This window comes from Azospirillum thiophilum, assembly GCF_001305595.1.
Classification (GTDB): Bacteria; Pseudomonadota; Alphaproteobacteria; order Azospirillales; family Azospirillaceae; genus Azospirillum; species Azospirillum thiophilum.
Genome location: NZ_CP012401.1, coordinates 2724358 through 2747360 on the forward strand (window position 1 = coordinate 2724358; position 23003 = coordinate 2747360).

At 64.4% G+C, this 23003-nt stretch carries 21 protein-coding genes; 4 read left to right on the forward strand and 17 right to left on the reverse strand.

Annotation, left to right across the window (positions count from 1 at the left end; all coding sequences use genetic code 11):
- Window positions 1-28: 28 nt before the first annotated feature.
- The 3 genes from gltX to AL072_RS34920 all read left to right on the forward strand — a co-directional run bounded on the left by gltX (window position 29) and on the right by AL072_RS34920 (window position 3045).
- Complete coding sequence (gene gltX / locus AL072_RS12615) at window positions 29-1435, forward strand: glutamate--tRNA ligase (RefSeq protein WP_045580026.1); 1407 nt, start codon at window positions 29-31, stop codon at window positions 1433-1435.
- Window positions 1436-1535: 100 nt separating this feature from the next.
- Window positions 1536-2849, forward strand: a complete 1314-nt coding sequence (gene gltA / locus AL072_RS12620; RefSeq protein ID WP_045580025.1) for a citrate synthase — start codon at window positions 1536-1538, stop codon at window positions 2847-2849.
- 22 nt (window positions 2850-2871) lie between these two features.
- On the forward strand, window positions 2872-3045 hold the full coding sequence (locus tag AL072_RS34920; protein ID WP_158511062.1) for a hypothetical protein: 174 nt from the start codon (window positions 2872-2874) through the stop codon (window positions 3043-3045).
- A gap of 9 nt (window positions 3046-3054) precedes the next feature.
- On the opposite strand, the gene AL072_RS12625 is transcribed toward AL072_RS34920, so the two are convergent.
- From AL072_RS12625 to AL072_RS12635, 3 genes are all read right to left on the reverse strand, one after another.
- Window positions 3055-3330, reverse strand: coding sequence for a rhodanese-like domain-containing protein (locus AL072_RS12625; protein ID WP_342669577.1), 276 nt, complete (start codon window positions 3328-3330; stop codon window positions 3055-3057).
- 178 nt (window positions 3331-3508) lie between these two features.
- Window positions 3509-6769: an efflux RND transporter permease subunit gene (locus AL072_RS12630; RefSeq protein ID WP_045580024.1), complete on the reverse strand. Its 3261-nt coding sequence runs from the start codon at window positions 6767-6769 to the stop codon at window positions 3509-3511.
- On the reverse strand, window positions 6769-7833 hold the full coding sequence (locus AL072_RS12635) for an efflux RND transporter periplasmic adaptor subunit (protein ID WP_045580023.1): 1065 nt from the start codon (window positions 7831-7833) through the stop codon (window positions 6769-6771). The genes AL072_RS12630 and AL072_RS12635 overlap by 1 nt, the downstream gene beginning before the upstream one ends.
- Window positions 7834-8228: 395 nt before the next feature.
- On the opposite strand from AL072_RS12635, the gene AL072_RS12640 reads away from it, so the two are divergent.
- Entirely contained in the window at window positions 8229-9524 is a 1296-nt protein-coding gene (locus AL072_RS12640; protein ID WP_045580022.1) for an NAD(P)/FAD-dependent oxidoreductase, read from the forward strand.
- A 244-nt stretch (window positions 9525-9768) separates the two neighbouring features.
- Here AL072_RS12640 and gloA read toward each other — a convergent pair whose 3' ends face one another.
- The 14 genes from gloA to tsf form a co-directional block, all read right to left on the reverse strand.
- Window positions 9769-10164 (reverse strand): lactoylglutathione lyase, encoded by a 396-nt coding sequence (gene gloA / locus AL072_RS12645; protein ID WP_045580021.1) that lies wholly within the window; start codon window positions 10162-10164, stop codon window positions 9769-9771.
- Window positions 10161-11378 carry a lipid-A-disaccharide synthase gene (gene lpxB, locus AL072_RS12650; RefSeq protein WP_045580020.1) on the reverse strand — a complete coding sequence of 406 codons (1218 nt, stop codon included), beginning with the start codon at window positions 11376-11378 and terminating at the stop codon, window positions 10161-10163. Before lpxB ends, gloA begins: the two co-directional genes overlap by 4 nt.
- The gene (locus AL072_RS12655; protein WP_045580019.1) at window positions 11375-12232 is read right to left on the reverse strand and encodes an LpxI family protein; all 858 of its coding nucleotides are present in this window, start codon (window positions 12230-12232) and stop codon (window positions 11375-11377) included. The genes lpxB and AL072_RS12655 overlap by 4 nt, the downstream gene beginning before the upstream one ends.
- A 12-nt stretch (window positions 12233-12244) precedes the next feature.
- On the reverse strand, window positions 12245-13039 hold the full coding sequence (gene lpxA / locus AL072_RS12660; RefSeq protein WP_045580018.1) for an acyl-ACP--UDP-N-acetylglucosamine O-acyltransferase: 795 nt from the start codon (window positions 13037-13039) through the stop codon (window positions 12245-12247).
- On the reverse strand, window positions 13036-13518 hold the full coding sequence (fabZ, locus tag AL072_RS12665) for a 3-hydroxyacyl-ACP dehydratase FabZ (RefSeq protein ID WP_045580017.1): 483 nt from the start codon (window positions 13516-13518) through the stop codon (window positions 13036-13038). Before fabZ ends, lpxA begins: the two co-directional genes overlap by 4 nt.
- A 214-nt stretch (window positions 13519-13732) precedes the next feature.
- Window positions 13733-14293, reverse strand: a complete 561-nt coding sequence (locus tag AL072_RS12670) for an OmpH/Skp family outer membrane protein (RefSeq protein WP_245636679.1) — start codon at window positions 14291-14293, stop codon at window positions 13733-13735.
- Between the two features lie 79 nt (window positions 14294-14372).
- A complete protein-coding gene (gene bamA, locus AL072_RS12675; RefSeq protein WP_425388587.1) occupies window positions 14373-16661 on the reverse strand; it encodes an outer membrane protein assembly factor BamA in 2289 nt (762 codons plus the stop codon).
- Between the two features lie 78 nt (window positions 16662-16739).
- Complete coding sequence (gene rseP, locus AL072_RS12680) at window positions 16740-17873, reverse strand: RIP metalloprotease RseP (RefSeq protein ID WP_045580014.1); 1134 nt, start codon at window positions 17871-17873, stop codon at window positions 16740-16742.
- Window positions 17874-17909: 36 nt separating this feature from the next.
- Entirely contained in the window at window positions 17910-19118 is a 1209-nt protein-coding gene (locus tag AL072_RS12685; RefSeq protein ID WP_082108768.1) for a 1-deoxy-D-xylulose-5-phosphate reductoisomerase, read from the reverse strand.
- The gene (locus tag AL072_RS12690; protein WP_052709847.1) at window positions 19109-20005 is read right to left on the reverse strand and encodes a phosphatidate cytidylyltransferase; all 897 of its coding nucleotides are present in this window, start codon (window positions 20003-20005) and stop codon (window positions 19109-19111) included. Before AL072_RS12690 ends, AL072_RS12685 begins: the two co-directional genes overlap by 10 nt.
- Window positions 19947-20687 carry an isoprenyl transferase gene (locus tag AL072_RS12695; RefSeq protein ID WP_045580012.1) on the reverse strand — a complete coding sequence of 247 codons (741 nt, stop codon included), beginning with the start codon at window positions 20685-20687 and terminating at the stop codon, window positions 19947-19949. Before AL072_RS12695 ends, AL072_RS12690 begins: the two co-directional genes overlap by 59 nt.
- A gap of 6 nt (window positions 20688-20693) precedes the next feature.
- Window positions 20694-21215, reverse strand: coding sequence for a ribosome recycling factor (frr, locus tag AL072_RS12700; RefSeq protein WP_045582244.1), 522 nt, complete (start codon window positions 21213-21215; stop codon window positions 20694-20696).
- 40 nt (window positions 21216-21255) lie between these two features.
- A complete protein-coding gene (pyrH, locus tag AL072_RS12705; protein WP_045580011.1) occupies window positions 21256-22011 on the reverse strand; it encodes a UMP kinase in 756 nt (251 codons plus the stop codon).
- Between the two features lie 52 nt (window positions 22012-22063).
- Window positions 22064-22996 (reverse strand): translation elongation factor Ts, encoded by a 933-nt coding sequence (gene tsf, locus AL072_RS12710; protein ID WP_045580010.1) that lies wholly within the window; start codon window positions 22994-22996, stop codon window positions 22064-22066.
- Window positions 22997-23003 lie beyond the last annotated feature (7 nt).

The window sequence follows — 23003 nt, forward strand, 5'->3', positions numbered from 1 at the left end:
CAGCGCCGAACCGGAAATTGAGAGACCGATGACCGTCGTCACCCGCTTCGCTCCGTCGCCCACCGGATTTCTTCACATCGGCGGCGGCCGTACCGCGCTGTTCAACTGGCTGTACGCCCGCCGGATGGGCGGCACCTTCCTGCTGCGGATCGAAGACACCGACCGGCAACGGTCTACCGAGGCGGCGGTCGACGCCATCCTCGACGGGCTGAAGTGGCTGGGCCTGGATTGGGATGGCGAGGCGGTGAGCCAGTTCGGGCGGAAGGACCGCCATGCCGAGGTGGCGCACCGGATGCTGGCCGCCGGCAAGGCTTATCGTTGCTATTGCAGCCCGGAAGAACTGGAGGAGATGCGCGCCGCCCAGAAGGCTGCCGGCCAGCCGATGCGCTATGACGGCCGCTGGCGCGACCGCCCGGAGTCCGACGCGCCTGAGGGCGTGGCGCCCGTCATCCGCCTCAAGGCTCCGCAGGAAGGCCAGACCGTCCTCGACGATCTGGTCCAGGGCGAGGTCACGGTTCAGAACGCACAGCTGGACGACCTGATCCTGCTGCGGGCCGACGGTACGCCGACCTATCTGCTGGCCGTGGTGGTGGACGACCACGACATGGGCGTGACCCATGTCATCCGCGGTGACGACCATCTGACCAACACCTTCCGCCAGATCCAGATCTTCAATGCGATGGGATGGGACCTGCCGCGCTTCGGCCACATCCCGCTGATCCACGGCTCCGACGGAGCCAAGCTGTCCAAGCGCCACGGCGCGCTCGGCGTCGACGCCTACCGCGACATGGGCTATCTGCCGGAGGCTGTGCGCAATTACCTGCTGCGGCTCGGCTGGTCGCATGGCGACGACGAGATCATCTCGACCGAACAGGCGATCGAGTGGTTCAACCTGGAGAGCATTGGCCGCTCACCGTCGCGCTTCGACTTCGCCAAGCTGGAAAATCTGAACGCCCATTACATGCGTCTGGCCGACGACGGGCGACTGGTCGGGCTCATCGCGCCGCGGCTGGAGGCCGAGTTGGGCCGCGGCCTGACCGACGCCGACCGCGACCTTCTGACGCGGGCGATGAGCGGGCTGAAGCAGCGCGCCCGGACCGTCGTCGACCTGGCGCAGAGTGCTCGATTCTATGTCGCGGCGCAGCCGCTCGGCTATGATGAAAAGGCGTCTGCTCTGCTCGACGAGAAGGGCCGTGGCCTGTTGACGGAGTTGGCTGCCGCCTTCGCCGAGGAGCCGGAATTCACCGCCACGGCTCTGGAAGCACGGGTCCGCACCTTCGCCGAGGCGCGGGGGGAAAAACTCGGCAAAGTGGCACAGCCGCTGCGCGCCGCACTGACCGGATCGACGGTGTCGCCGCCGATCTTCGAAGTGGCTGAACTGTTGGGCAGGGAAGCGACTCTTTCTCGCATCCGCGATGCAGCGGGTGCAGCATGAAGGTCATTTCCGTGCGTTGCCATCAGGCTGCCATGGAACTATGCTGCGCCGACGAAAAAAGGGCGCCAAGCCCGACCCTCAACGATAAGGACGTGCCGAGATGACCCAGACTGAGGACGGCAAGGATACCGTTACCCTCATCGACAACAAAACGGGCAGCCAGGTCACGATGCCGGTCCTGCACGGCGCCGTCGGGCCGAGCGTGATCGACATCCGCAAGCTCTACGCCGCGACCGGCTATTTCACCTACGATCCGGGCTTCACCTCGACCGGCAGCTGCGAATCCGGCATCACCTACATCGACGGCGACGAGGGTGTCCTGCTGCACCGCGGTTACGCCATCGACGAACTGGCCGAGCATTCGACCTTCCCGGAAGTGTGCTTCCTCCTGCTCAACAACCACCTGCCGACTGCCGCCGAGCGCACGGATTTCGAGAACATCCTGCGCCGCCACTCGATGGTGCATGAGCAGCTGACCAAGTTCTACAGCGGCTTCCGCCGCGACGCGCATCCGATGGCGATCATGTGCGGCGTCGTCGGCGCCCTGTCCGCCTTCTACCACGACTCGCTGGACATCAACGATCCGCAGGCGCGCAAGATCGCTGCGCACCGCCTGATCGCCAAGATGCCGACGATCGCCGCGATGGCCTACAAGTATTCGACGGGCCAGCCCTTCATGTATCCGCGCAACGACCTGTCGTATGCGGAAAACTTCCTCTACATGACCTTCGGCACGCCGTGCGAGCCTTACAAGGTCAACCCGATCCTGTCCAAGGCGATGGACAAGATCTTCATCCTGCACGCTGATCACGAGCAGAACGCCTCGACCTCGACCGTCCGTCTGGCCGGCTCGTCGGGTGCCAACCCGTTCGCCTGCATTGCCGCCGGCATCGCCTCGCTGTGGGGGCCGGCCCATGGCGGTGCGAACGAGGCCGTGCTGAAGATGCTGGAGGAGATCGGCTCGGTCGATCGCATCCCCGAGTTCGTCCGCCGCGCCAAGGACAAGAACGACAACTTCCGCCTGATGGGCTTCGGCCATCGGGTCTACAAGAACTACGACCCGCGCGCCCAGGTGATGCGCCAGACCTGCCACGAGGTGCTCGGCGAACTGGGCATCAAGGACGAGCCGCTGCTCGACATCGCGATGGAGCTGGAGAGGATCGCCCTGTCGGACGAGTACTTCATCGAGAAGAAGCTCTATCCGAACGTCGATTTCTACTCGGGCATCATCCTGAAGGCGATGGGCTTCCCGACCAGCATGTTCACCGTGCTGTTCGCGCTGGCCCGCACCGTCGGCTGGATCAGCCAGTGGAAGGAGATGATCGAGGATCCGGTGCAGAAGATCGGCCGTCCGCGTCAGCTCTACACCGGCCACACCAAGCGGCCCTTCGTGCCGCTGAACGAGCGTGGCTAACCGGCCCACAGCCCATAAGGGAATGGGCGGCTCCAACGGAGCCGCCCAGGACCCGACTGCGTACATCGTTCCGGTCCGGCGGGTGCGTCTGCGCTCGCCGGCGAACGACAACAAAGCGCCGTTCGCCTGGCGGGTCCGCCGAATGATCGTCTATCTGCTCATCCTGGCGCTGATCGCCGGAATCGTCTTCATCTGACGATTGGACTCAGTCCTGGCCGTTGCCTGATGCCAGCGTAGACCCTTCATCGATCCAGCCCATCACGCCGCCGATCATCAGCTTGACCGGCCGCCCGATCCGCACCAGCCGCAACGCAGCGCGATCCGCCCCGTTGCAATGGGGCCCGGCACAATAGACGACGAACAGCGTTCCCTCCGGCCAATCCGCCATCCTGCGCTCTGTAATCTTGCCGTCCGGCAGATTGATCGCGCCCAGGACATGTCCGTGCGCAAACGCCGCCGGCCCGCGCACATCGAGCAGCATGAAATCCAGTGAGCCGGATTTCAGGGACTCATGGACACCCAGCAATCCGTTTCGAACGACAGGCGTCTCGCAAAATGATCGGCGGCTTCTGCCGACGGAGCCGCCTGAATTTCGGTGACGAGACTGGGCATCATTTCCGGGAAGTCCCGATCACCGGCCGGAACTTCCCGAAACGGATTCAGACATCCTCTGCACCATACGATCGACCCTGGCCCTCTGCACGCCGCGGGAGGGGAGAGTCACCGCGCAGGACGATATAGATTGCCGGAATTACCAGCACGGTCAGCAGCGTGGAACTGAACAGTCCGAACAGCAACGAGATGGCCAATCCCTGGAAGATCGGGTCGGTCAGGATGAATGCCGCCCCGATCATCGCTGCAACGGCAGTCAGCAGGATCGGCTTGAAGCGAATCGCTCCTGCCTCCAGCACGGCCTCGCGAACGCCCATCCCCCGTTCTCGCAGATGGCGTATGAAGTCCACCAGCAGAATGGAGTTGCGCACGATGATGCCTGCCAATGCGATGAAGCCGATCATCGAGGTCGCCGTGAAGGCTGCGCCGAACAGCCAGTGGCCCAGCACGATGCCGATCAACGTCAGCGGCACCGGGACCAGGATCACCAGCGGCAGCTTGAAGCTGCCGAACTGACCGACCACCAGCAGGTAGATGCCCAGGATCGCCACAGCGAACGCCGCCCCCATGTCACGGAAGGTGACGTAGGTGATCTCCCACTCGCCCTCCCACAGCAGCTTGGGCGCACTCTGGTCGTCGGGCTGGCCGTGCAGAAGGATCTCGGGTTCACCCGGCAAACCGGCAGCTTTCCAGTCGACTTCCTTCAAGCGCTCCTCAACGGCCAGCATGCCGTAGATCGGCGCCTCGAACCGCCCGGCGAGATCGGCCGTTACCATCTCGGCAAAGCGGCCATTGCGGCGGAACAGCGGGTAGGAGGCAGCCTCCCGCGTCATGGTGACGAGGTCGCCCAATTCCACCGTGCCCCGCGCACCCGGAACCGGCGTGGCGAGGATGCGTTCCGACAGGAACAGGCCGGACTTGGGCAGGCGGATCGCGATCTCGATCGGGTTACGGCCGGCCCCCCGGTGCGAGTAGCCAACCGGCACGCCACCCATCAGCGCCTGCAAGGTATCGTAGACAGCCTGTTCCTCTACCCCGTGGAACTCCAGACTTTCGCGGTCCAGCGCGAAGCGCAGGCGTTCGCCCGCTTCGCGAAAGCTGTTGTCCACGTCCACGATGAAGTCCACTTGGCGGAAGACGCCCCCGACCAGGATGGCGACCTTGCGGCGGGTTTCGGCGTCGGGGCCGTAAACTTCCACCAGCAGCGTGGAGAGAACCGGCGGACCGGGCGGCACCTCGACCACCTTGATGGAGGTCCCGGGGAGCACAGGCAGGTCGGTCAGGCGCTCGCGGATGTCCAACGCGATGTCGTGGCTGGCCCGCCGGCGCTTCTCCTTGGGGGCAAGGTTGACCTGGAGGTCGCCCTGCTCCGGCTGGTCGCGCAGGTAGTAGTGCCGGACCAGACCGTTGAAGTTGAAGGGTGACGCCGTGCCACTGTAGGCCTGAATGTTCGCCAGTTCCGGCAGATCGCCAATCTTGCGGGCGGCAGCAAGCAGGATGCGCTCGGTATCCTCCGCCGAAGCCCCCCGCGGCAGATCCACGACAATTTGAAGCTCCGACTTGTTGTCGAAGGGCAGCAGCTTGACCGTCACGTCCTTGGTGTAGAACAGCGCCGTGGACGCCAGCGTCGCCACCCCGATGGCCAGCAGGAAGATCCAGGCGGTCCGTTTGCTCCGGATGACCGGCCGGGCGACCGCCAGGTACATCCGCCCAAGCACACCACCGTGGCCATGGTCGCCATTACCTTGCCCGGTGCCATGCCCGGCATGCGCATCGCCGGGACGCAGCTTCACCATGAGCCAGGGCGTCAGCACCATGGCGACGAAGAAGCTGAACAGCATGGCGGCGGAAGCGTTGGCCGGGATCGGGCTCATGTAGGGCCCCATCAGGCCGGAGACGAACATCATCGGCAACAGCGCCGCGATCACCGTCAGGGTGGCGATGATGGTGGGGTTGCCGACCTCCGCCACCGCCTCGATGGCGGCCTGGACCTTGGTGCGGCCATCGCGCATGGACCAATGACGGTCGATGTTCTCCACCACGACGATGGCGTCGTCCACCAGGATGCCGATGGAGAAGATCAACGCGAACAGGCTGACGCGGTTGATGGTGTAGCCCATCAGCCAGGACGCGAACATGGTCAGCAGGATCGTCGTCGGGATGACGATGAAGGTCACCACCCCCTCGCGCCAGCCGATCGCCAGCACGATCAGCCCGACGATGGTCACGGTGGCGAGCGCCAGATGGAACAGGAGTTCGTTGACCTTCTCGTTCGCCGTCTCGCCGTAGTCGCGGGTGACGGTGACCGTCAGATCCTTGGGCAGTCCGGCAGCCTCAATGGCGTGGACGCGCTCCAGCACATGTTCGGCGATGGTCACGGCGTTGGCCCCGGCACGCTTGGCGACGGCGATGGTGACCGCCGGCAAGCGGATGAGCCCCCCCTTGCCATCCGGCACCAGGTGCCATGCACTGCTCTCGTCAGGTCGGGCGCCGACCACCACGTTGGCAACATCCTTCACGTAGACCGGGCGGCCGTCCTGAGTGGTCACCAACAAGAGGCCGATGTCCGTCGTTCCCTGAAGCGTCTGCCCGGCCACGACGGGCAGGCTGCCGCCCTGCGAGCGCAGTTGCCCGACGATGAAGGAGCGATTGGCATTCTTGACCTTGTCGACGAGCTGGTTGAGCGTCACCCCGTAGAGTGCCAGCCGCTCCGGATCCGGTTCCACGCGGATTTGGTCTGGCCGACCGCCAACCAGGAAGGTCAGGCCGACGTCCTCCACCGCCACCAGCTGCGCCAGCAGATCGTCCGCCACACCATGAAGAGCATTGTCGGCCCAGCGCCCGGCGGCCTCCGGCTTCGGTGCCAGCGTCAGGGTCAGGATCGCCACGTCGTTGATGCCGCGTCCGACGATCAGAGGCTCTGGAATGCCGAGCGGAATGCGGTTCATGTTGGCCCGCACCTTCTCATGCACGCGCAGGATCGCGTCGTCGGGCGAGGTGCCGACCAGAAAGCGGGCGGTGACGACAACGCGGTCGTCGCTGGTCTGGCTGTAGGTGTGCTCGACCGCGTCGATACCTTTGACGATCTCCTCCAACGGTTTGGTGATGAGTTCGACGGCGTCGTCCGCCTTCAGCCCATCCGCGTGGACCAGGATGTCCACCATGGGCACGCTGATCTGCGGCTCCTCCTCGCGTGGCAGCGAAAGCAGGGCCACCGTCCCGACCACCAGGGAGGCGAGCAGCAGCAGCGGGGTCAGGGGCGAGCGGATGAAGGTCCGCGTCAGCACCCCGGAAATGCCGAGCTTCATCACACACCCTCCGGCCTGACGATGACGTCCCCGGGCCTAAGGCCGGACAGCACCTCCAGCCCGCCGGGCTGGTCGCCGATCGTGGGAATCGTGTTGCCGACCTGCACCGGTGTCTCCGTACCATCGGTCAGGCGGACGAAATCGGTTCCGAAGCGGCGGATGATCCAGTCGGGGGGCACCATGACGGCATCCCGCGTGCCGGTGGCCACATAGACGCGCACCCGTTCGCCCACGAAGAAGTCGCCGAGCCCGGTGACCGTGGCGTCGGCGACCACTTGGCCATTCGCCATCTCGGGATAAACTAGGCGAACGGTGCCGCGCTTCAGGTTTGGAGCCTTCGGTTCCTGGGCCGCCCCTCCGCCGGACGGAGTGACCGGCCCAAGCCCACGGTCGCCGACCAGCACCGGGTCACCCTCATGCATGAAGCGGGCGTGCCGCTCGGGCAGATGCAGGCGCAGCACGTAGGTCTCGACGGCGATGCTCGCCACAGGCTCGCCAGGCAGCACCACCGCGCCGTCGATTACCTTGACCTGGAGGATGCGGCCGTTGGCGGGAGCGGACACGTCGCCCTCGCGCAGCTGCTGGTCCACTACCGCGCGCTCGGCCCTCATGGCAGCGATCTTAGCCCGTGCCACGTCCATCGCGGCCTGCGCATCGTCAAGCCGCTGCTGTGTGCCGGTGCCGCTGGCACGCAGTTGCCGCGCCCGGTCTAGTTCGAGTTCAGCTTGGTGCTGCTGTGCCTGGAGTGCCTGGATGCGTGCGTCCAGCGCTACCAATTGCAGCGGCAGCTTCGGATCACGCACGGTGGCAACGACTTGGCCCATGGTCACCTTGTCCCCCTCCTTGACCTTCAGACCAGCGAGCGTGCCGCCGATGCGCGTACGGGCCAGCGTCTCATGGACGCTTTCCACAGTGGCGAAGACGGCCTTCAGATCTTCGACCGGCCGGGGCTGCACGGTGATGCGGTCGGCATCTGCCTTCATCTGGGCCTGTGCGCCATACAGTGGAGCAGTGGAGAGCAGGAGCATCGCGATCAGTGCGAGAGGGGTGTGTCGACGGGACATGACAGGCCACCTTGGATGGGGTGAGTGAGCACCTCTTGATCTGTAATTTAGAATATGCTAAATTAGTGTCAATGAATGATTTGGGTGGCCGCCATACCCGACAACCATGTCAATCCTCACCTCGGAGTTCGATCCGGTGGACAGCGGCATGGCCGCAAGGCGGAGATCTAGCCGGGTGATCGAAGGTGTCGAGGCGCATCGAAGCGCTGCTCGTTTTGGCGTTTTAGATTATTCTAATGTAATGCGGCAATCATCAATACCGGAGGTATGCCCTCCGGTCAGGGCGGACCGGGAAACGTCCGTCTTCGCGCATTCCCCATCAAACAACCCAAGGGCCGCCGGGTATCCGAGAACGGCATCCGAGAACAAGGCCCTACCATGGAGAGGAAACCATCATGGCACACATCGTCGTCCTCGGGGCGGGCATCGGTGGCATTCCGATGGCCTACGAGATGAAGGATCTGGCACGGGCGGAGGACCGGATCACCGTCGTGTCGAATAGCGACAGCTTCCAGTTCGTGCCGTCCAATCCTTGGGTCGCCGTGGGATGGCGCAAGCGGAAAGACATCACGATCCCGCTCAGCGAACCCTTCGCCCGCAAAGGCATCGCCTTCAAGCCGGTCGGCTGCCGTCGGGTGCGCCCGGAGGAGAACAGACTGGAACTGAATGACGGCACCAGCCTCGACTACGACCATCTGGTGATCGCCACCGGCCCCGAACTTGCCTTCGACGAGATCGACGGATTCGGACCGCAGGCCAACACGATCTCCATCTGCCACGTAGACCATGCGGTGGAGGCGGCCGAACGGTGGGAAGCGTTCTGCCGCGCCCCCGGCCCGCTGGTGATCGGCGCCGTGCAGGGTGCCTCTTGCTTCGGCCCGGCCTATGAGTTCGCGATGATCGTCGACTCAGACCTGCGGCGCCGGAAGATCCGGCACAAGGTACCCATCACCTTCGTCTCTTCCGAGCCTTACATCGGCCATCTCGGCCTGGGCGGCGTAGGCGACACCAAGGGGCTGCTGGAATCGGCTCTGCGTGAGCGTCACATCAAGTGGATCGTCAACGCCCGTACCGACAGATTCGAGCCGCAGGCGGTGCATGTCACCGAGATCGGCGAAGACGGCCAGGAGAAGGCCAGGCACGTTCTCGACAGCAGTCTGACGATGATGCTCCCCGCCTTCCGTGGGATCGACGCCCTGCGTGGCGCGGAGGGGCTGGTAAACCCGCGCGGCTTCGTGCTGACCGACAAGCATCAGCGCAACCCGACATACCGAAACGTCTTCGGCGTTGGCGTGTGCATCGCCATCCCGCCGGTCGAGAAGACGCTGGTGCCGGTCGGCGTGCCCAAGACCGGCTACATGATCGAGACCATGGTCACCGCCACCGCGCGCAACATCCGCGCCCTGCTCGATGGAACGGAGCCAACCGAGGAACCGACCTGGAATGCGCTATGCTTGGCCGATTTCGGGGACAGCGGCGTCGCCTTCGTCGCCATGCCGCAGATTCCGCCACGCAACATCAACTGGTCGTCGCACGGACGCTGGGTGCATCTCGCCAAAGTGGGGTTCGAGCGCTATTTCCTGCGCAAGGTCCGCAAAGGCCTCAGCGAGCCGGGGTACGAGCGCTATGTGCTCAAGCTGCTCGGCCTGAAGCGCGTCCAGGAGCCTGCCACGACAACGAGCGACGTGTGACCGCTGGTCGCTTCTATTTCCGCCTGCGTCCGGGATAAATTCGACGAAATGTCGCGCAGCCATCCATAGGAGCGGTCGCACTCCCGATCTCTCTGGTCGCGTTTGATCGCCATGCGGAGGGCGCGGGCGTTCTACAGTATATTTTTCTGGCAGGACGTGACGCACGAGCGGCAGCGGTGTGAAAAATAACCACCGACCAAACCGCTGCCGAAATGCGTCACGCAAAGAACATCGATTGGAACGCCTACTTGGCCTCGATCAGTTCGACCTTGTAACCGTCGGGATCCTCGATGAAGGCGATTACGGTGGAGCCGTGCTTCATCGGCCCCGGCGGACGCGGGATCTTGACACCTTCAGCCGCCAGCGTTTCGCAGGTGGAATAAATGTCGGGAACACCGAGCGCGATGTGGCCGTAGGCGGTTCCGATCTCGTACGGCTCCTTCTGATCCCAATTGTGAGTCAGTTCCAGAACTGCGGTATCGGCTTCATCGCCATAGCCGACAAAAGCCAGCGTGAAGCGCCCCCCCTCGTAATCGCTGCGGCGCAGCAGCTTCATGCCGAGAAGCCGGGTGTAGAAGTCCAAAGACTTCTCCAGATCCAGCACCCGCAACATCGTATGCAGCAGACGGAATTCGCTCATGGTCTCTGTTCTCCCGCTTGGCGGTCGTTTGGTCGATGGTCGGCGATGACGTCCAGAATGGTGCGGGCCGCGCGTTCGCTGGGCGGCGTACCGCCCTGCCCCAGCCAGCGCGCGACCTCGGCGACGCCATCGATCTGCATCTGGCGCGCTTCCGGCTCGTCAAGCAGGCGGCCTAACTCGGCAGCCAGTCTATCGGGTCGGCAGTCCTGCTGCAGCAGTTCCGGCACCAGCATCCGATCAAGCATCAGGTTGACGAGATTGACGTACTTCACTCGGATCAGCCGGCGATACAGGGCGACTGTCACCGGGTTCAGTCGATAGGCAATCACCGTCGGCAGCCCCGCGAGCGCCAATTCCAGCGCCACGGTCCCCGATGCAGCAAGCGCCGCTTCTGCAGCATCAAAGGCATCATATTTGTCAGCATCACCCTCGAGAAGCAGGGTGCGCACCGGCCAATCCGCAACCGCAGCGGCGACCCGGTCGCGCACCGTGGCCACGGTGGGGACGACCGCCACGAGATCGGGATGGGTTGGGCGAAGAACCTCGAGCGTGGCGCGGAAATCCGGCAACAGGCGTGATACTTCGCCCTTACGGCTACCCGGCAACATTGCGACGACCCGGTCGGTAGGCGCCAGCCCATGCCTCTCACGGAACCGGGTGCCATCGCCTTTTCCCGCGCCACCCTCGACCACGGAATGGCCGACGAATGTACAAGGCAATCCCTCCCGCAGGAAATAGGGAGGCTCGAAGGGAAGCACGGCCAGTAGATGATCGTAGATTGCCGCGTATTTCGCCGCCCGTTTCGGCTTCCAGGCCCATACGGTCGGGGCTACGTAATGGATCAACGGAATATCCGGGGACGCGGCGCGGACCTTCCTGGCAACGCGAACCGTGAAGCCCGGAGAATCGATGCCGACCACCGCGTCAGGACGCAGCCGTGTGATTTCCGATACTGTCTGGTCGATGCGGCGAATCAAATTGGGCAGGTGCGGCAACAGCTCAAAAACGCCGAACAGCGTCAACTCCCCCATTGGGAACAGACTGACCAACCCTTCGGCGATCATCTTTTCGCCGCCGATTCCGACGAACCGCACCTTGTCGCCAGTGAGGTTCCGTGCCGCCGCCATCAAACGGGCGCCCAGCGCATCGCCAGACGGCTCGCCTGCAATCAGGAACAGGGTTGGCCCATCATCGGCCGTGTCGATCAGCGTCATTGGGGAGCCTCGATGCCCACCACGAACAGACCGAGCCGGTCGGCCGCCTCCGCCACGGCGGTACGGTCGACCAGCAGGCTGCCGCCCGCCTCCACCGCGATACCGCGCAAACCCGCGGAGGCTGCCTTCTCCACCGTGGTGACGCCCATGGTCGGCAGGTCGATGCGTCGGTCCTGTCTCGGCTTTTTGACCTTGACCAGCACACCGCCGGGGCCGGGCCGCGCAAGCCCGGCACAGCGTGCCAGCATTTCGTCGGTGCCCTCGATCGCCTCCACCGCCAGGACGATGCCCTGCTGAACCACAGCACCCTGTCCGACATCGAGAGCGCCCAGAGCACGGGCGACTTCGACCGCACGGGCGATGTCGCGCTCGGCCTCGGCATCCGGTATCCGACGCCCGACCGGCCCCAGCGTCGTCAGCAGGTCCTTGAGCAATTCTTGCAACCCGATGACACGGAAACCATCCTCCTCCATCTCGCGGATCACCGCGCGGAGCAACCCGTCGTCACCGAGCGCCCGGGTTCCAACGCGGGCGAGGAAGCGCGCGGTTCGCCAATCCGGCATCAATTCAGTGAAGGAGGGACGCTTGACCGGACCGGCGAGAACGACCTCGCCAACGCCCTCGTCATGCAGGCGTCGTAGGATGGTGCCCGCGGCACCGAATCGGCTCCACAGATGCGGTAGTCCGGCGACCGTCTCCGGATCTGTATGGCCGTCGAATGCGACCACGAAGACCTCACGACCTTGGCCGCGCACCGCGCTGGCGATCCTGGCCGGCAGCGTGCCGCCGCCGGCCAGGATCGCCAGTTTTGGGCCGAGCGAATCGCAAGAGTCCATTTGCCCGGAATCGGCCATCGGCCGCCTCCCTCAGCTCTCGCGCGGCTGGCAGAGGGATCGTGCCTCCTTGGCGCGGATGAAGGTGAGCACGTCGGAAATCAGCGCACTCTCGCCGAAATCTCGTCCGACCTCCTCCACACGCTCCGCAAAGGTTCCCTCCGAACCGAACAGCATACGATAGGCCGCACGAAGGGCGTGGATATCATCCTTCTTGAAACCACGCCGCTCAAGCCCCACCAGATTCAGGCCGGCCAGCCGTGCGCGGTCCCCCATCACCAGCCCAAAGGGGATGACATCGTTCTCGACGCCCGACATTCCGCCGATCATGGCGTGGGAACCGATGCGGACAAACTGCCGGACCGCCGAAAGACCACCGATGATGACGTAATCGCCCAGGGTGACGTGGCCTCCCAGGGTGGCATTGTTCGCCATGATGACGTGGTCACCGACAATGCAGTCGTGCGCCACGTGCGATCCCATCATGAACAACCCATCGTCGCCGACGCGGGTGATCATGCCGCCGCCTTCCGTGCCGGGGTTCATCGTCACATGCTCACGGATCTGGTTGCGGGCACCGATGACCAGTTCGGACGGTTCACCGTGGAACTTGAGGTCCTGCGGACGATGGCCAATGGAGGCGAACGGGTAGATGACGGTGCCTGCGCCGATGCTGGTCCGCCCGTCGACCGCCACATGCGACACCAGCCGAACGCCGTCGCCCAGCGTGACGTCGGGACCGACGACACAGAAGGGGCCGATGCCGACCCCCTCCCCCAGTTTGGCCGCGGGATCGACGATGGCGGACGGATGGATGGTGACGGTCATTTTTCGTCCAAAATCATGGCGGAATAGATGGCTTCGGCGACAAGGACGCCGTTGACCTTGGCCTCGCCCTTGAATTTCCACACGTTGGCGCGCTTACGCTGCTTGGTGACGTGGATATGGATGGTGTCGCCGGGCGTTACCGGTCTACGGAAACGTGCCTCGTCCACGGTCATGAAATAGACGAGCTTGCCTTCAGCGTCCGACCCAAGCGTTGCAACCACCAGGACAGCCGATGTCTGGGCCATCGCTTCGATGATCAGCACGCCGGGCATGACGGGGCGTGACGGGAAATGACCCTGGAAGAAGGGCTCGTTGATCGTGACGTTCTTAACGCCGGTGGCGCCTTCGCCCAGCGTCACATCGATCACCCGGTCGATCATGAGGATCGGGTAACGGTGCGGAATCATCTGCATGATCCGCCCAATGTCGATGTCGTCGATCTTCATGCTCTGTGCGTTGTTGTCCGCCGTCACGTCCATTGCCCGGCCGCCCGCCTTTCCACCAACCTATAGGGTTCGATGTTCCCGTCTTCGAAGGGAACGGGCACCGCCGCCCCGATCAGGGGCACGGCGCCATATCGCATGTTCCGCCTTCTTGCCCCATTTCCGCGGCGACCGCAACCGCGGCAACCTGGAAACGGGACAGGGCCGCCACCGCCCTCCAAGGACGGCAGCGGCCCTGCTCAAGCATGGTTCACTGTTTCGGAACGTTCAGAGCAACCTGAGGCAGCTTCTTGTTAACCCGCTCCATCACCGTATCGGTGACGTCGAGCTGGGTGTCCACCAGCACGAATTGCTGACGCGCCAACACCAGATTGGCGCCACGTTCACGAGAGATGTCGGCGACCACCTCGACCATCGTCTTGTGGACAACAGCCATCGCCTCGTTCAACCCGGTTTCCAGAGCCCGCTTGCGGTTCTGGACGGTCTTCTGCACCTCGGCGACTTGCTTTTCGAAGTCGCGGCGCTTGTTGGCAAGAGCTTCCGGCGACAGGACCGTCTGCTGCTTGCGCAACTCGTCCTCGTTCTTCCGAAGCTTGTCCTCCAGAGCGGAGATTTCCTTCTGATAGGAGTCGCGCAGCGTCTCGAAGGACTTGGTGATACCCTTCGATGCACTGGATTCCTGCATGATCTTCTGGACGTCGATCACGGCGATCACGGGAGCCTTGAGCTCCGCCCCCGGCGCCGGGGGCTTGGCAGCGTCAGCCTTCGGAGCCTCCGCCTTGGGCGTGGTCTGCGCCTGGACCGAGGTCATGGCGAACAGGAAACCGGCGGCCGTGACAGCCGATAGAACGGCGACGCGGAAAGGCGCCTTCGATAGGATGGGTTGCATCTTAGAACCTGGTTCCGAAGCTGAAGCGGATGAGCTCTTTCTTGTCGTAGCCTTCCTTGCGGATCGGCAACGCCACGTCGAGCCGGATCGGGCCGAACGGAGACTTCCACGACACACCGGTGCCGATGGATACACGGATGGACTCCTCGTCCTTCACGTTCGGATCGTTGATATCGACCTTGCCCAATGTGCCGACATCTGTGAAGGCATGGCCGAGCAGACCGAATTCCTCAGGCAGACCAAAGGGGAAGCTCATCTCGACCGATGCGCGGGCATAGCGCGTGCCGCCCAGCGCGTCACCGGTCGAAACGTCGCGCGGACCGATGCCGGCGGTGTTGAAGCCGCGCAACGTATCACCGCCGATAAAGAAGCGGTCCCCGAGATCGACCTTCTTGCCGATGCCATGGATATAGCCGATTTCGCCCGTCGTGCTCAGGACCCACTGGTCCTCGCCAAGCGGAAGATAGTAACCACCTGCCAGCTTGTTGCGCAGGAAGCGCACCGAACCGCCCAGACCGGCGATATCGTTCGTCAAGCGGACGAAGTACCCCTCTGTCGGAGTCAGCTTGCTGTTTCGGACGTCGTAGGTCAGTTCCTGGCCGATCAACGACGTCAAGCGTTCGCCACGCTGCTCCTGGATGTATTTCGACGCAGTGGTCGGCACTTCCTCGATCAAGGTGTCCTGGAGCTGGTAATACACACGCTGCCGCAGAGTCTCGGTCAGCGGATAGCCCAGACGCAGGGCAAAGCCGGTATTCTTCTCGTTGAACGAGCTCTCATCCTGGTAATTGTACCGCGTCCGGAAAATATCGACGCCGGCCGACAGGTCGCGGTCCATGAAGTACGGCTCCGTAAAGGAGAGGTCGTACAGTTGGCGCCGGCCGGACAGCGTCGCCCCCAGACGCAGGTCCTGACCGCGGCCGAGCAAATTGCGCTCACGGATCGAGAAGTCACCCAACGGACCATCGGAGGTGGAGAAGCCGGCACCGATGGAGATTTCACCGGTGGACTGCTCAGCCACATCGACGTTCACGACGGTGCGATCAGGTGCACTGCTCTCCGCGGTCGTGATGTTCACGCGCTCGAAGAAGCCCAGATCTTTGATGCGCTGTTCGGACCGCTTCAACTTGGAAGAGTTGAACGGATCTCCTTCCGAAAGCAGCATCTCGCGCCGCACAACCTTGTCCAGCGTGCGGACGTTGCCGGTGATGTCGATCCGGTCGACGAAGGTGCGAGGTCCCTCGTTGATCTCGTATGTGATGTCAATGGTATGGTTTTCACGGTTGCGCGTGATGCGCGGCCGCACGTCGACGAAGGCGTATTGCAGATCACCGACGGCGTTCGTCAGTTTCGTGATGCTGTCTTCCACCTTCTGCGCGTTGTACCAGTCGCCCTCGCCGGTCGTGACGCTGTTCTGCAGCACCGTGGGATCGAGCTGCTTCAACGAGGTCTTGATATCGACCTTACCGAACTTGTAGCGCTCGCCTTCCTCGATGGTGAAGGTGATGAAGAAGTCTTCCTTGTCAGGCGTCAGTTCCGCCACGGCGGATACCACGCGGAAATCTGCGTAGCCTTCCTTCAAGTAGAAACGGCGCAGCAGATCGCGGTCGTAATTCAGACGGTCCGGATCATAGTTGTCGTCGGACGACAGGAAACGCCACCATGCCGATTCCTTGGTCTGGACCGACTCGCGCAGCGTCCCGTCCGAGAAATGTTCGTTGCCGATGAAGGTGATTCCCCGCACGCCCGTGCGCACACCCTCGTTGATCTCATAGACCAGATCGACGCGATTCTGGTCGAGCTGAATGATCTTCGGTTCCACCGTCGCCGCGAAACGGCCCTGGCGCCGGTAGATTTCCTGGATGCGCTGGACGTCGGTCTGAACCCGGGTGCGCGTATAGACGACCCGGGGACGCAGCTGGATTTCCTTCTCCAGCGTCTCCTTGTCGATGCGCCGGTTCCCCTCGAACGCGATGCGGTTGATGATCGGGTTCTCTGCCACCGTCACCACCAGCGCATCGCCTTCGCGCTTCAGCACGACATCGGCGAACAGGCCGGTGTTGAACAGTGCCTTGAGCGACTGGTCGATCCGATCGGGATCGAACGGGTCGCCCGGCTGAATGGTGAGGTAGGAGCGGACCGTGGACGGCTCGATTCGCTGAGTGCCTTCGACCCGGATGTCACGCACCGTGCCGCCGCTGAAAACCTGGGCGACCATGGACCCGGATCCCGCCGGCGCCCGCCCGGGCGAGGCGGCGGTTTGGGCGTGGGCGACAGACACCGTCGTCATGGCGCAGCCGGCCAGCAGGCCCGCCACCAGAACTTTGCTCGACACCGGCAAATCACGCTCCCTGGCAAGGGGCTGGACTCAGGAGACCAGTCCCCGGAAGAAATCGACCACGCGCAATTGAACAAGGTCGTTCCACGTGGCGAAGACCATGAGCGTTAATACCAAGGCCAATCCAATTCGGAAACCGTATTCTTGCGCTCGCGCTCCAAGGGGTCGGCCGAGCAGCTTTTCGATGCCGTAGAACAGCAGGTGGCCGCCGTCCAGCATCGGCACCGGGAAGAGGTTGATCAGCCCCAGGTTCACCGACAGGAAGGTCATGAACCAGACCAGCGGATACCAGCCGGATTGAGCCACTTCGCCCGACATCTGGGCGATGCGCAACGGCCCGCCGAGTTCCTCGGTTCCGCGCGACCCCTGGACCATCTGGCCCAGCGCGGTGAAGGTACCGGTGATCATGCCTGCGACTTCTCGCCCCGCCTGCCAGACGGCCGTCAGCGGGTCGTGGCGCATCATTCCGACGCTGCCACGGCTGATGCCGAGCAATCCGATCTGATGGCTGTTGCCGAGTCGGTCGGTGACGGACTGGGAATCAGGCGTCGCAGTAACGGTCATCACCCGGCCGTCGCGCTTCAACTCGATGGCAAGCGGCTGCCCGGGGCGGATGGAGACGATCTGCCGGATTTCCTCGAACCGCTGCACTCCGGTCCCATCGACCGCCAGGATCAGGTCGCCCGGTTGGATGCCGGCGCGTTCCGCCGCACTGCCGGGCTGGATCCCGCCGACGTCGGGTGGAGTGAAGGACTGGCCGGCCGTCATGAACAGCAGGGCCAGCACGACGATGGAAAAGACGAAATTAGCGATCGGGCCGGCGGCGACAATGGCGGCACGCTGACCCAGCCGCTTGTGATGGAACGAAACCGCACGCTCGTCCGCCGACATGGCCGTCAGATGCGCGCCGGGGGTGCTGGCCGGATCCGCGTCGCCGAACATCTTGACGTAGCCGCCGAGCGGGAGCGCGCTGAATTTCCAGCGTGTGCCCACGCGGTCGGTGAACCCGAACAGCTCGGGTCCGAATCCGATGGAGAAGGTCTCGATCCTTACGCCATTGCGTCGGGCGACCAGATAGTGCCCAAGCTCATGCACGAAGACGAGCACGGTGAGAACCAGCAAAAAGGCCAGCACCGAAGTCCAGAAACCGCCGATAACGTCCATTTCAACCCTTGCGCCTTCCAGCGCCTCGAACGCGGATCATCGGCTGCCAACCGCCATCGCACCGCTGGCCGTCACGCGTCCGGCGGCATCACGCCTGGCGTCCGCGTCGGCGTCCCGCACGGCGGCGAGATCGCTCAGCGGGCGGTGGGGCAACGCCGCCAACGTCTCCTCGACGATCCTTTCGATGTCGAGGAAGCCTATCCGGCGGTCGAGAAACGCCTGGACGGCCACCTCGTTGGCGGCACTGAGAATAGTAGGGGCGGCACCCCCGCTTTGCAAGGCGGCGCGGGCCAGCCGGAGAGCCGGAAAACGCACGGGATCAGGTGCCTCGAAGGTCAGGGTCGAGGCTTTGACCAGGTCGAGCCTCTCCGCCGGAGTGGCGATGCGTGCCGGCCAGCCGAGCGCGTAGGCAATTGGGGTGCGCATGTCCGGCGTGCCGAGTTGGGCCAGGACCGAACCGTCGACATACTCCACCAGGGAATGGATGACCGACTGCGGATGGACCAGGACGTCGATCCGCTCTTCCGGGATGCCGAACAGGAAATGGGCCTCGATAAGCTCCAGTCCCTTGTTCATCATCGTGGCGCTGTCGACGGAGATCTTGGCGCCCATCTCCCAGGTCGGGTGTGCCACCGCCTGCTCCCGCGTCGCCGTCGCCATGAAGGCACGGTCCCGGCTGCGGAAGGGGCCGCCGGAAGCGGTCAGGATCAGACGTGAGACGCTGGAGGTCCGCTCGAAGTCGAAGACCTGGTAGATGGCGGAATGCTCGCTGTCGACCGGTAGCAGCGTGGCGCCGTGCGCCTTCACCTCTTCCATCATCAGGGCGCCGGCACAGACCAGCACCTCCTTGTTGGCGAAGGCGACGATGGCGCCACGGCGCACTGCGGCCAATGTCGGCCCCAACCCGGCCGCGCCGACGATGGCGGCCATCACCCAGTCGGTCGGCCGTTCGGCGGCGGCGATGACGGCATCGGCCCCGGCCGCGGCCTCGATCCCGGTTCCGGACAGCCGTTCCTTCAATCCGGCGTAGCTGGCGGGATCGGCGACGACCGCCAGTCTTGCGTTCAGTTGCCGGGCCTGCCGGGCCAGCAGATCGACGTTGCGGTTGGCGGTCAGCGCCTCTACCGGGAAGCGATCCGGATCGCGGGCGACGAGATCCACAGTCTGGGTACCGACAGAACCGGTCGATCCGAGGATCGTCACCCTGCGCGGCGTATCGGACACCGCTCCCGCCATCACCACCATGAGAGAACCGATCCAGCGGCCGCATGGAACAAGGCCAACACCGGGGCTGCGGCCAGAAGCCCGTCGATGCGGTCGAGGATGCCGCCGTGCCCGGGGATGAGCTGGCCGCTATCCTTCACATTGTAGCGCCGTTTGACCGCCGACTCGAAGAGATCGCCGGCCTGTCCGACCACCGCGACGACTGCTCCGACTGCCAGCGCGACATCCGGCCTTGCGGCACCAAAGGCCAGTGCCACCAGCCAGCCGAACAGCGAAGCGGAAACCATGCCGCCGAGCAGGCCGGCCCAGGTCTTCTTGGGGCTGATGCGCGGCGCCAGCTTCGGTCCGCCGATGCTCCGGCCGGCAGCATAGGCGCCGATGTCGGTCGCCCATATGGCGAGCATCACATAGAGGAAAAGAGAAAGCCCGACAGTGGGAAGGTCGCGCAGCCACATCAGCCCGGCCATTCCGACCGCGACATAGAGCACGCCGAATCCCAGCAGGCCGCGATCCTTACCGCCGCCGACAATACCGGTCAGGACCGCGAAAGCCGCCGCAACCCCCAATGCCGCGGCGGGGCCGGCGGCGATCTGCGCCATCACGGCGATCATAATGCCGATGGCCGCCATCAGCCGCGCCGGCAGGCGCCGGGCGCTGGGAACCATGTTCGTCCATTCGGAAACGGCTACCACCGCGCTGAACGCCATCAGGGCGTGGAACACCCAGCCGCCCATCCAGACAGCTCCCAGCACGACCGGTGCCAGGACGACGGCCGACAGGACGCGAACCTTGAGGTCCCCCGCCCTGGACGCCTTCACCGGCAGCGGTGGCGACGCAGCCTCCGGCGCCTCAGCGGGTCCCGGCGGTGGTGGCGCCGAAGCGGCGTTCCCGTCGGTGGAACTCTTCAATAGCCGCCTCCAGGTCGCACTTGGTGAAATCGGGCCAGAGGGTGTCCACGAAGACGAACTCCGCGTAAGCGGCCTGCCACAGCAGGAAATTGCTGATCCGCTTCTCGCCACTGGTGCGAATAATCAGGTCGGGGTCGGGAATGTCGGCCGTATAGAGCCGGGCCGATAGCGCACCCTCGTCGATGGCGCCGGGCGACAGACGCCCTGCCGCGACATCCTCGACAAGCTGCCGCGCCGCCTGCACGATTTCCAGCCGCGAACCATAGCTGAGCGCCACCACCAGGGTCATGACCCGGTTGGCGGCGGTCAGGTCCTCGGCATTGACGATCAGGCGGTTGATGTCGTCCGACAGCCGGGCGCGATCACCGATCACCCGAAGTCGGATACCCGCCTTGTGCAGTTCGGCGACCTCGCTGCGCAGGTAGAAGCGCAGCAGACCCATCAGGTCGCTGACCTCCTCCTCCGGCCGGCGCCAGTTCTCCGAAGAGAAGCTGAAGATCGTCAGAGTGCCGATGCCAAGCTCGCGCGCCGCTTCCACGGTGCGGCGGACGGCGTCCACGCCCTTCTTGTGACCGGCGGTGCGCGGCAGGCCGCGCGCCTTTGCCCAACGCCCGTTGCCATCCATGATGATGGCGACGTGTGCCGGGGCCTTCTGGGACCGGTTGTCGTCCGCGTCGCGCATTCCGGATCAGACCTGCATGATTTCCTTTTCTTTTTGTGCAAGCGCATCGTCGGCCAGCTTGATGTGCTGGTCGGTCAACGTCTGCACCTTGTCGGCCTGGACCTTGTGCTCGTCCTGGGTGATCTCGCTGGCCTTCTCCGCCTTCTTCAGCGCATCCATGCCGTCACGACGGATGTTGCGGATGGCGACGCGGGCCTGCTCGGCATATTTGTGGGCGACCTTCGCCAGTTCGGCGCGGCGCTCCTGCGTCAGATCGGGCAGCGGCACGCGGATGACCTGGCCTTCGGACTGGGGATTGAGCCCCAGACCACTGTCGCGGATGGCTTTCTCCACCGCCTTGATCATGCCGCGGTCCCACACCTGCACGGAGATCAGGCGAGGTTCCGGAACGGACACCGTGGCGACCTCACGCAGATGCATGCGGCTGCCGTAGGCTTCGACCATCACCGGCTCAAGCAGGTTGGACGAAGCGCGGCCGGTACGCAGGCCACTCAGTTCCTTGCGAAACGATTCGAGCGCGCCTTCCATGCGGCGCTTCAGATCCGATAGGTCGGGCGCAGCCACGGGCCTACTCCCTTTCTTCCGTTATGATGGTGTGCTTGCCACGGCCCTGCATCACTTCTGCGAAGGCGCCGGGCGTGTGGATGGAGAAGACGAGGATGGGGATGTGGTTCTCACGCGCAAGCGCGATGGCCGACGCGTCCATCACCTGCAGGTCCTTGGTCAGGACATCCATGTAGGTGAGGCGCTCATAGCGGGTCGCAGCCGGATCCTTCTTCGGATCGGCGGTGTAGACGCCGTCCACCTGCGTGCCCTTCAGCAGGCCGTCGCACCCCATTTCCGACGCGCGCAGAGCGGCGGCGGTGTCGGTGGTGAAGAAGGGGTTGCCGGTACCGGCGGCGAAGATCACTACCCTGCCCTTTTCCATGTGACGGACTGCACGGCGCCGGATGTAGGGCTCGCAGACCGAGGACATGGGGATAGCCGACTGCACCCGGGTGATGACGCCCATCCGCTCGAGCGCGCTCTGCATCGAGAGCGCGTTCATCACAGTGGCGAGCATGCCGATATAGTCGGCCGAGGCACGTTCCATGCCGCCGGCCGCACCCTTCACACCCCGGAAGATGTTCCCCCCGCCGATGACCAGGCAAACCTGGACACCGAGCGCGATGACCGCCTTCACCTCATTGGCGATGCGGTTGACCATCTCGGGGTCCAGTCCGTAGTCGCGCTGACCCATCAGCGCTTCGCCCGACACCTTGAGGAGAACCCGCTTGTAACGGGGGCTCGCGGCCGACGCGGTGGTCCCGGTGGTCTCGACCATTGGGGGAACGCTCCCTTGTTGTTTCGGAATGCGGCTGACGGTCGAACCTTGCTTAGCCCTGGACGCCGGCGGCGGCGGCGACTTCGGCAGCGAAGTCCGACTGGGCCTTCTCGATGCCCTCGCCCAGCGCGTAGCGTGTGAAGCCCGTGACCTTGACCGGTGCACCGATGTCCTTGGCGGCGTTCTCGACCACCTTGCGGACCTTGGTCTCGCCGTCGATCACGTAGGTCTGCTCCAGCAGGCAGACCTCCTCGTAGTACTTGCGAACGCGGCCTTCCACCATCTTCTCGATGATGTTTTCCGGCTTGCCGGACGCACGGGCCTGTTCGGCCAGCACGCTGCGCTCACGCTCCAGCGACGAGGTGTCGACATCGGCGATGTCGAGCGCATCCGGACGGGCGGCGGCGATGTGCATGGCGATCTGCTTGCCGAGATCGGCCAGTTTGGCGGCATCGCCGGTCGACTCGAGGGCGACCAGGACGCCGATCTTGCCCAGGCCCGGCGCGATGGCCGAATGGACGTAGCTGACAACCACGCCGGCCGAGACCGACAGGGTGACGCTGCGGCGCAGGTTCATGTTCTCGCCGACGGTGGCGATCAGGCTGGTCAGCTCGTCCTGGGCGGTGTGCGAGGTGCCCGGATAGGTGGCGGCCTTGAGCGCCTCGACATCGCCACCGGTGGCCAGGGCCAGCTCGGCGGTCGTGGCGGCGAACGCCTGGAACCGGTCATTGCGGGCAACGAAGTCGGTCTCGGCATTCACCTCGACGACGGCACCCTTGGTACCGGCGGTGGCGACGGCGACCAGACCTTCGGCGGCGACGCGGCCCGACTTCTTGGCGGCAGCGGCAAGGCCCTTCTTGCGCAGCCAGTCGACGGCGCCCTCGAGGTCGCCCTGCGTCTCGTTCAGCGCCTTCTTGCAGTCCATCATGCCCGCGCCGGTCTTCTCGCGCAGTTCCTTGACGAGCGAGGCGGTAATCTCGGCCATGTTGCGC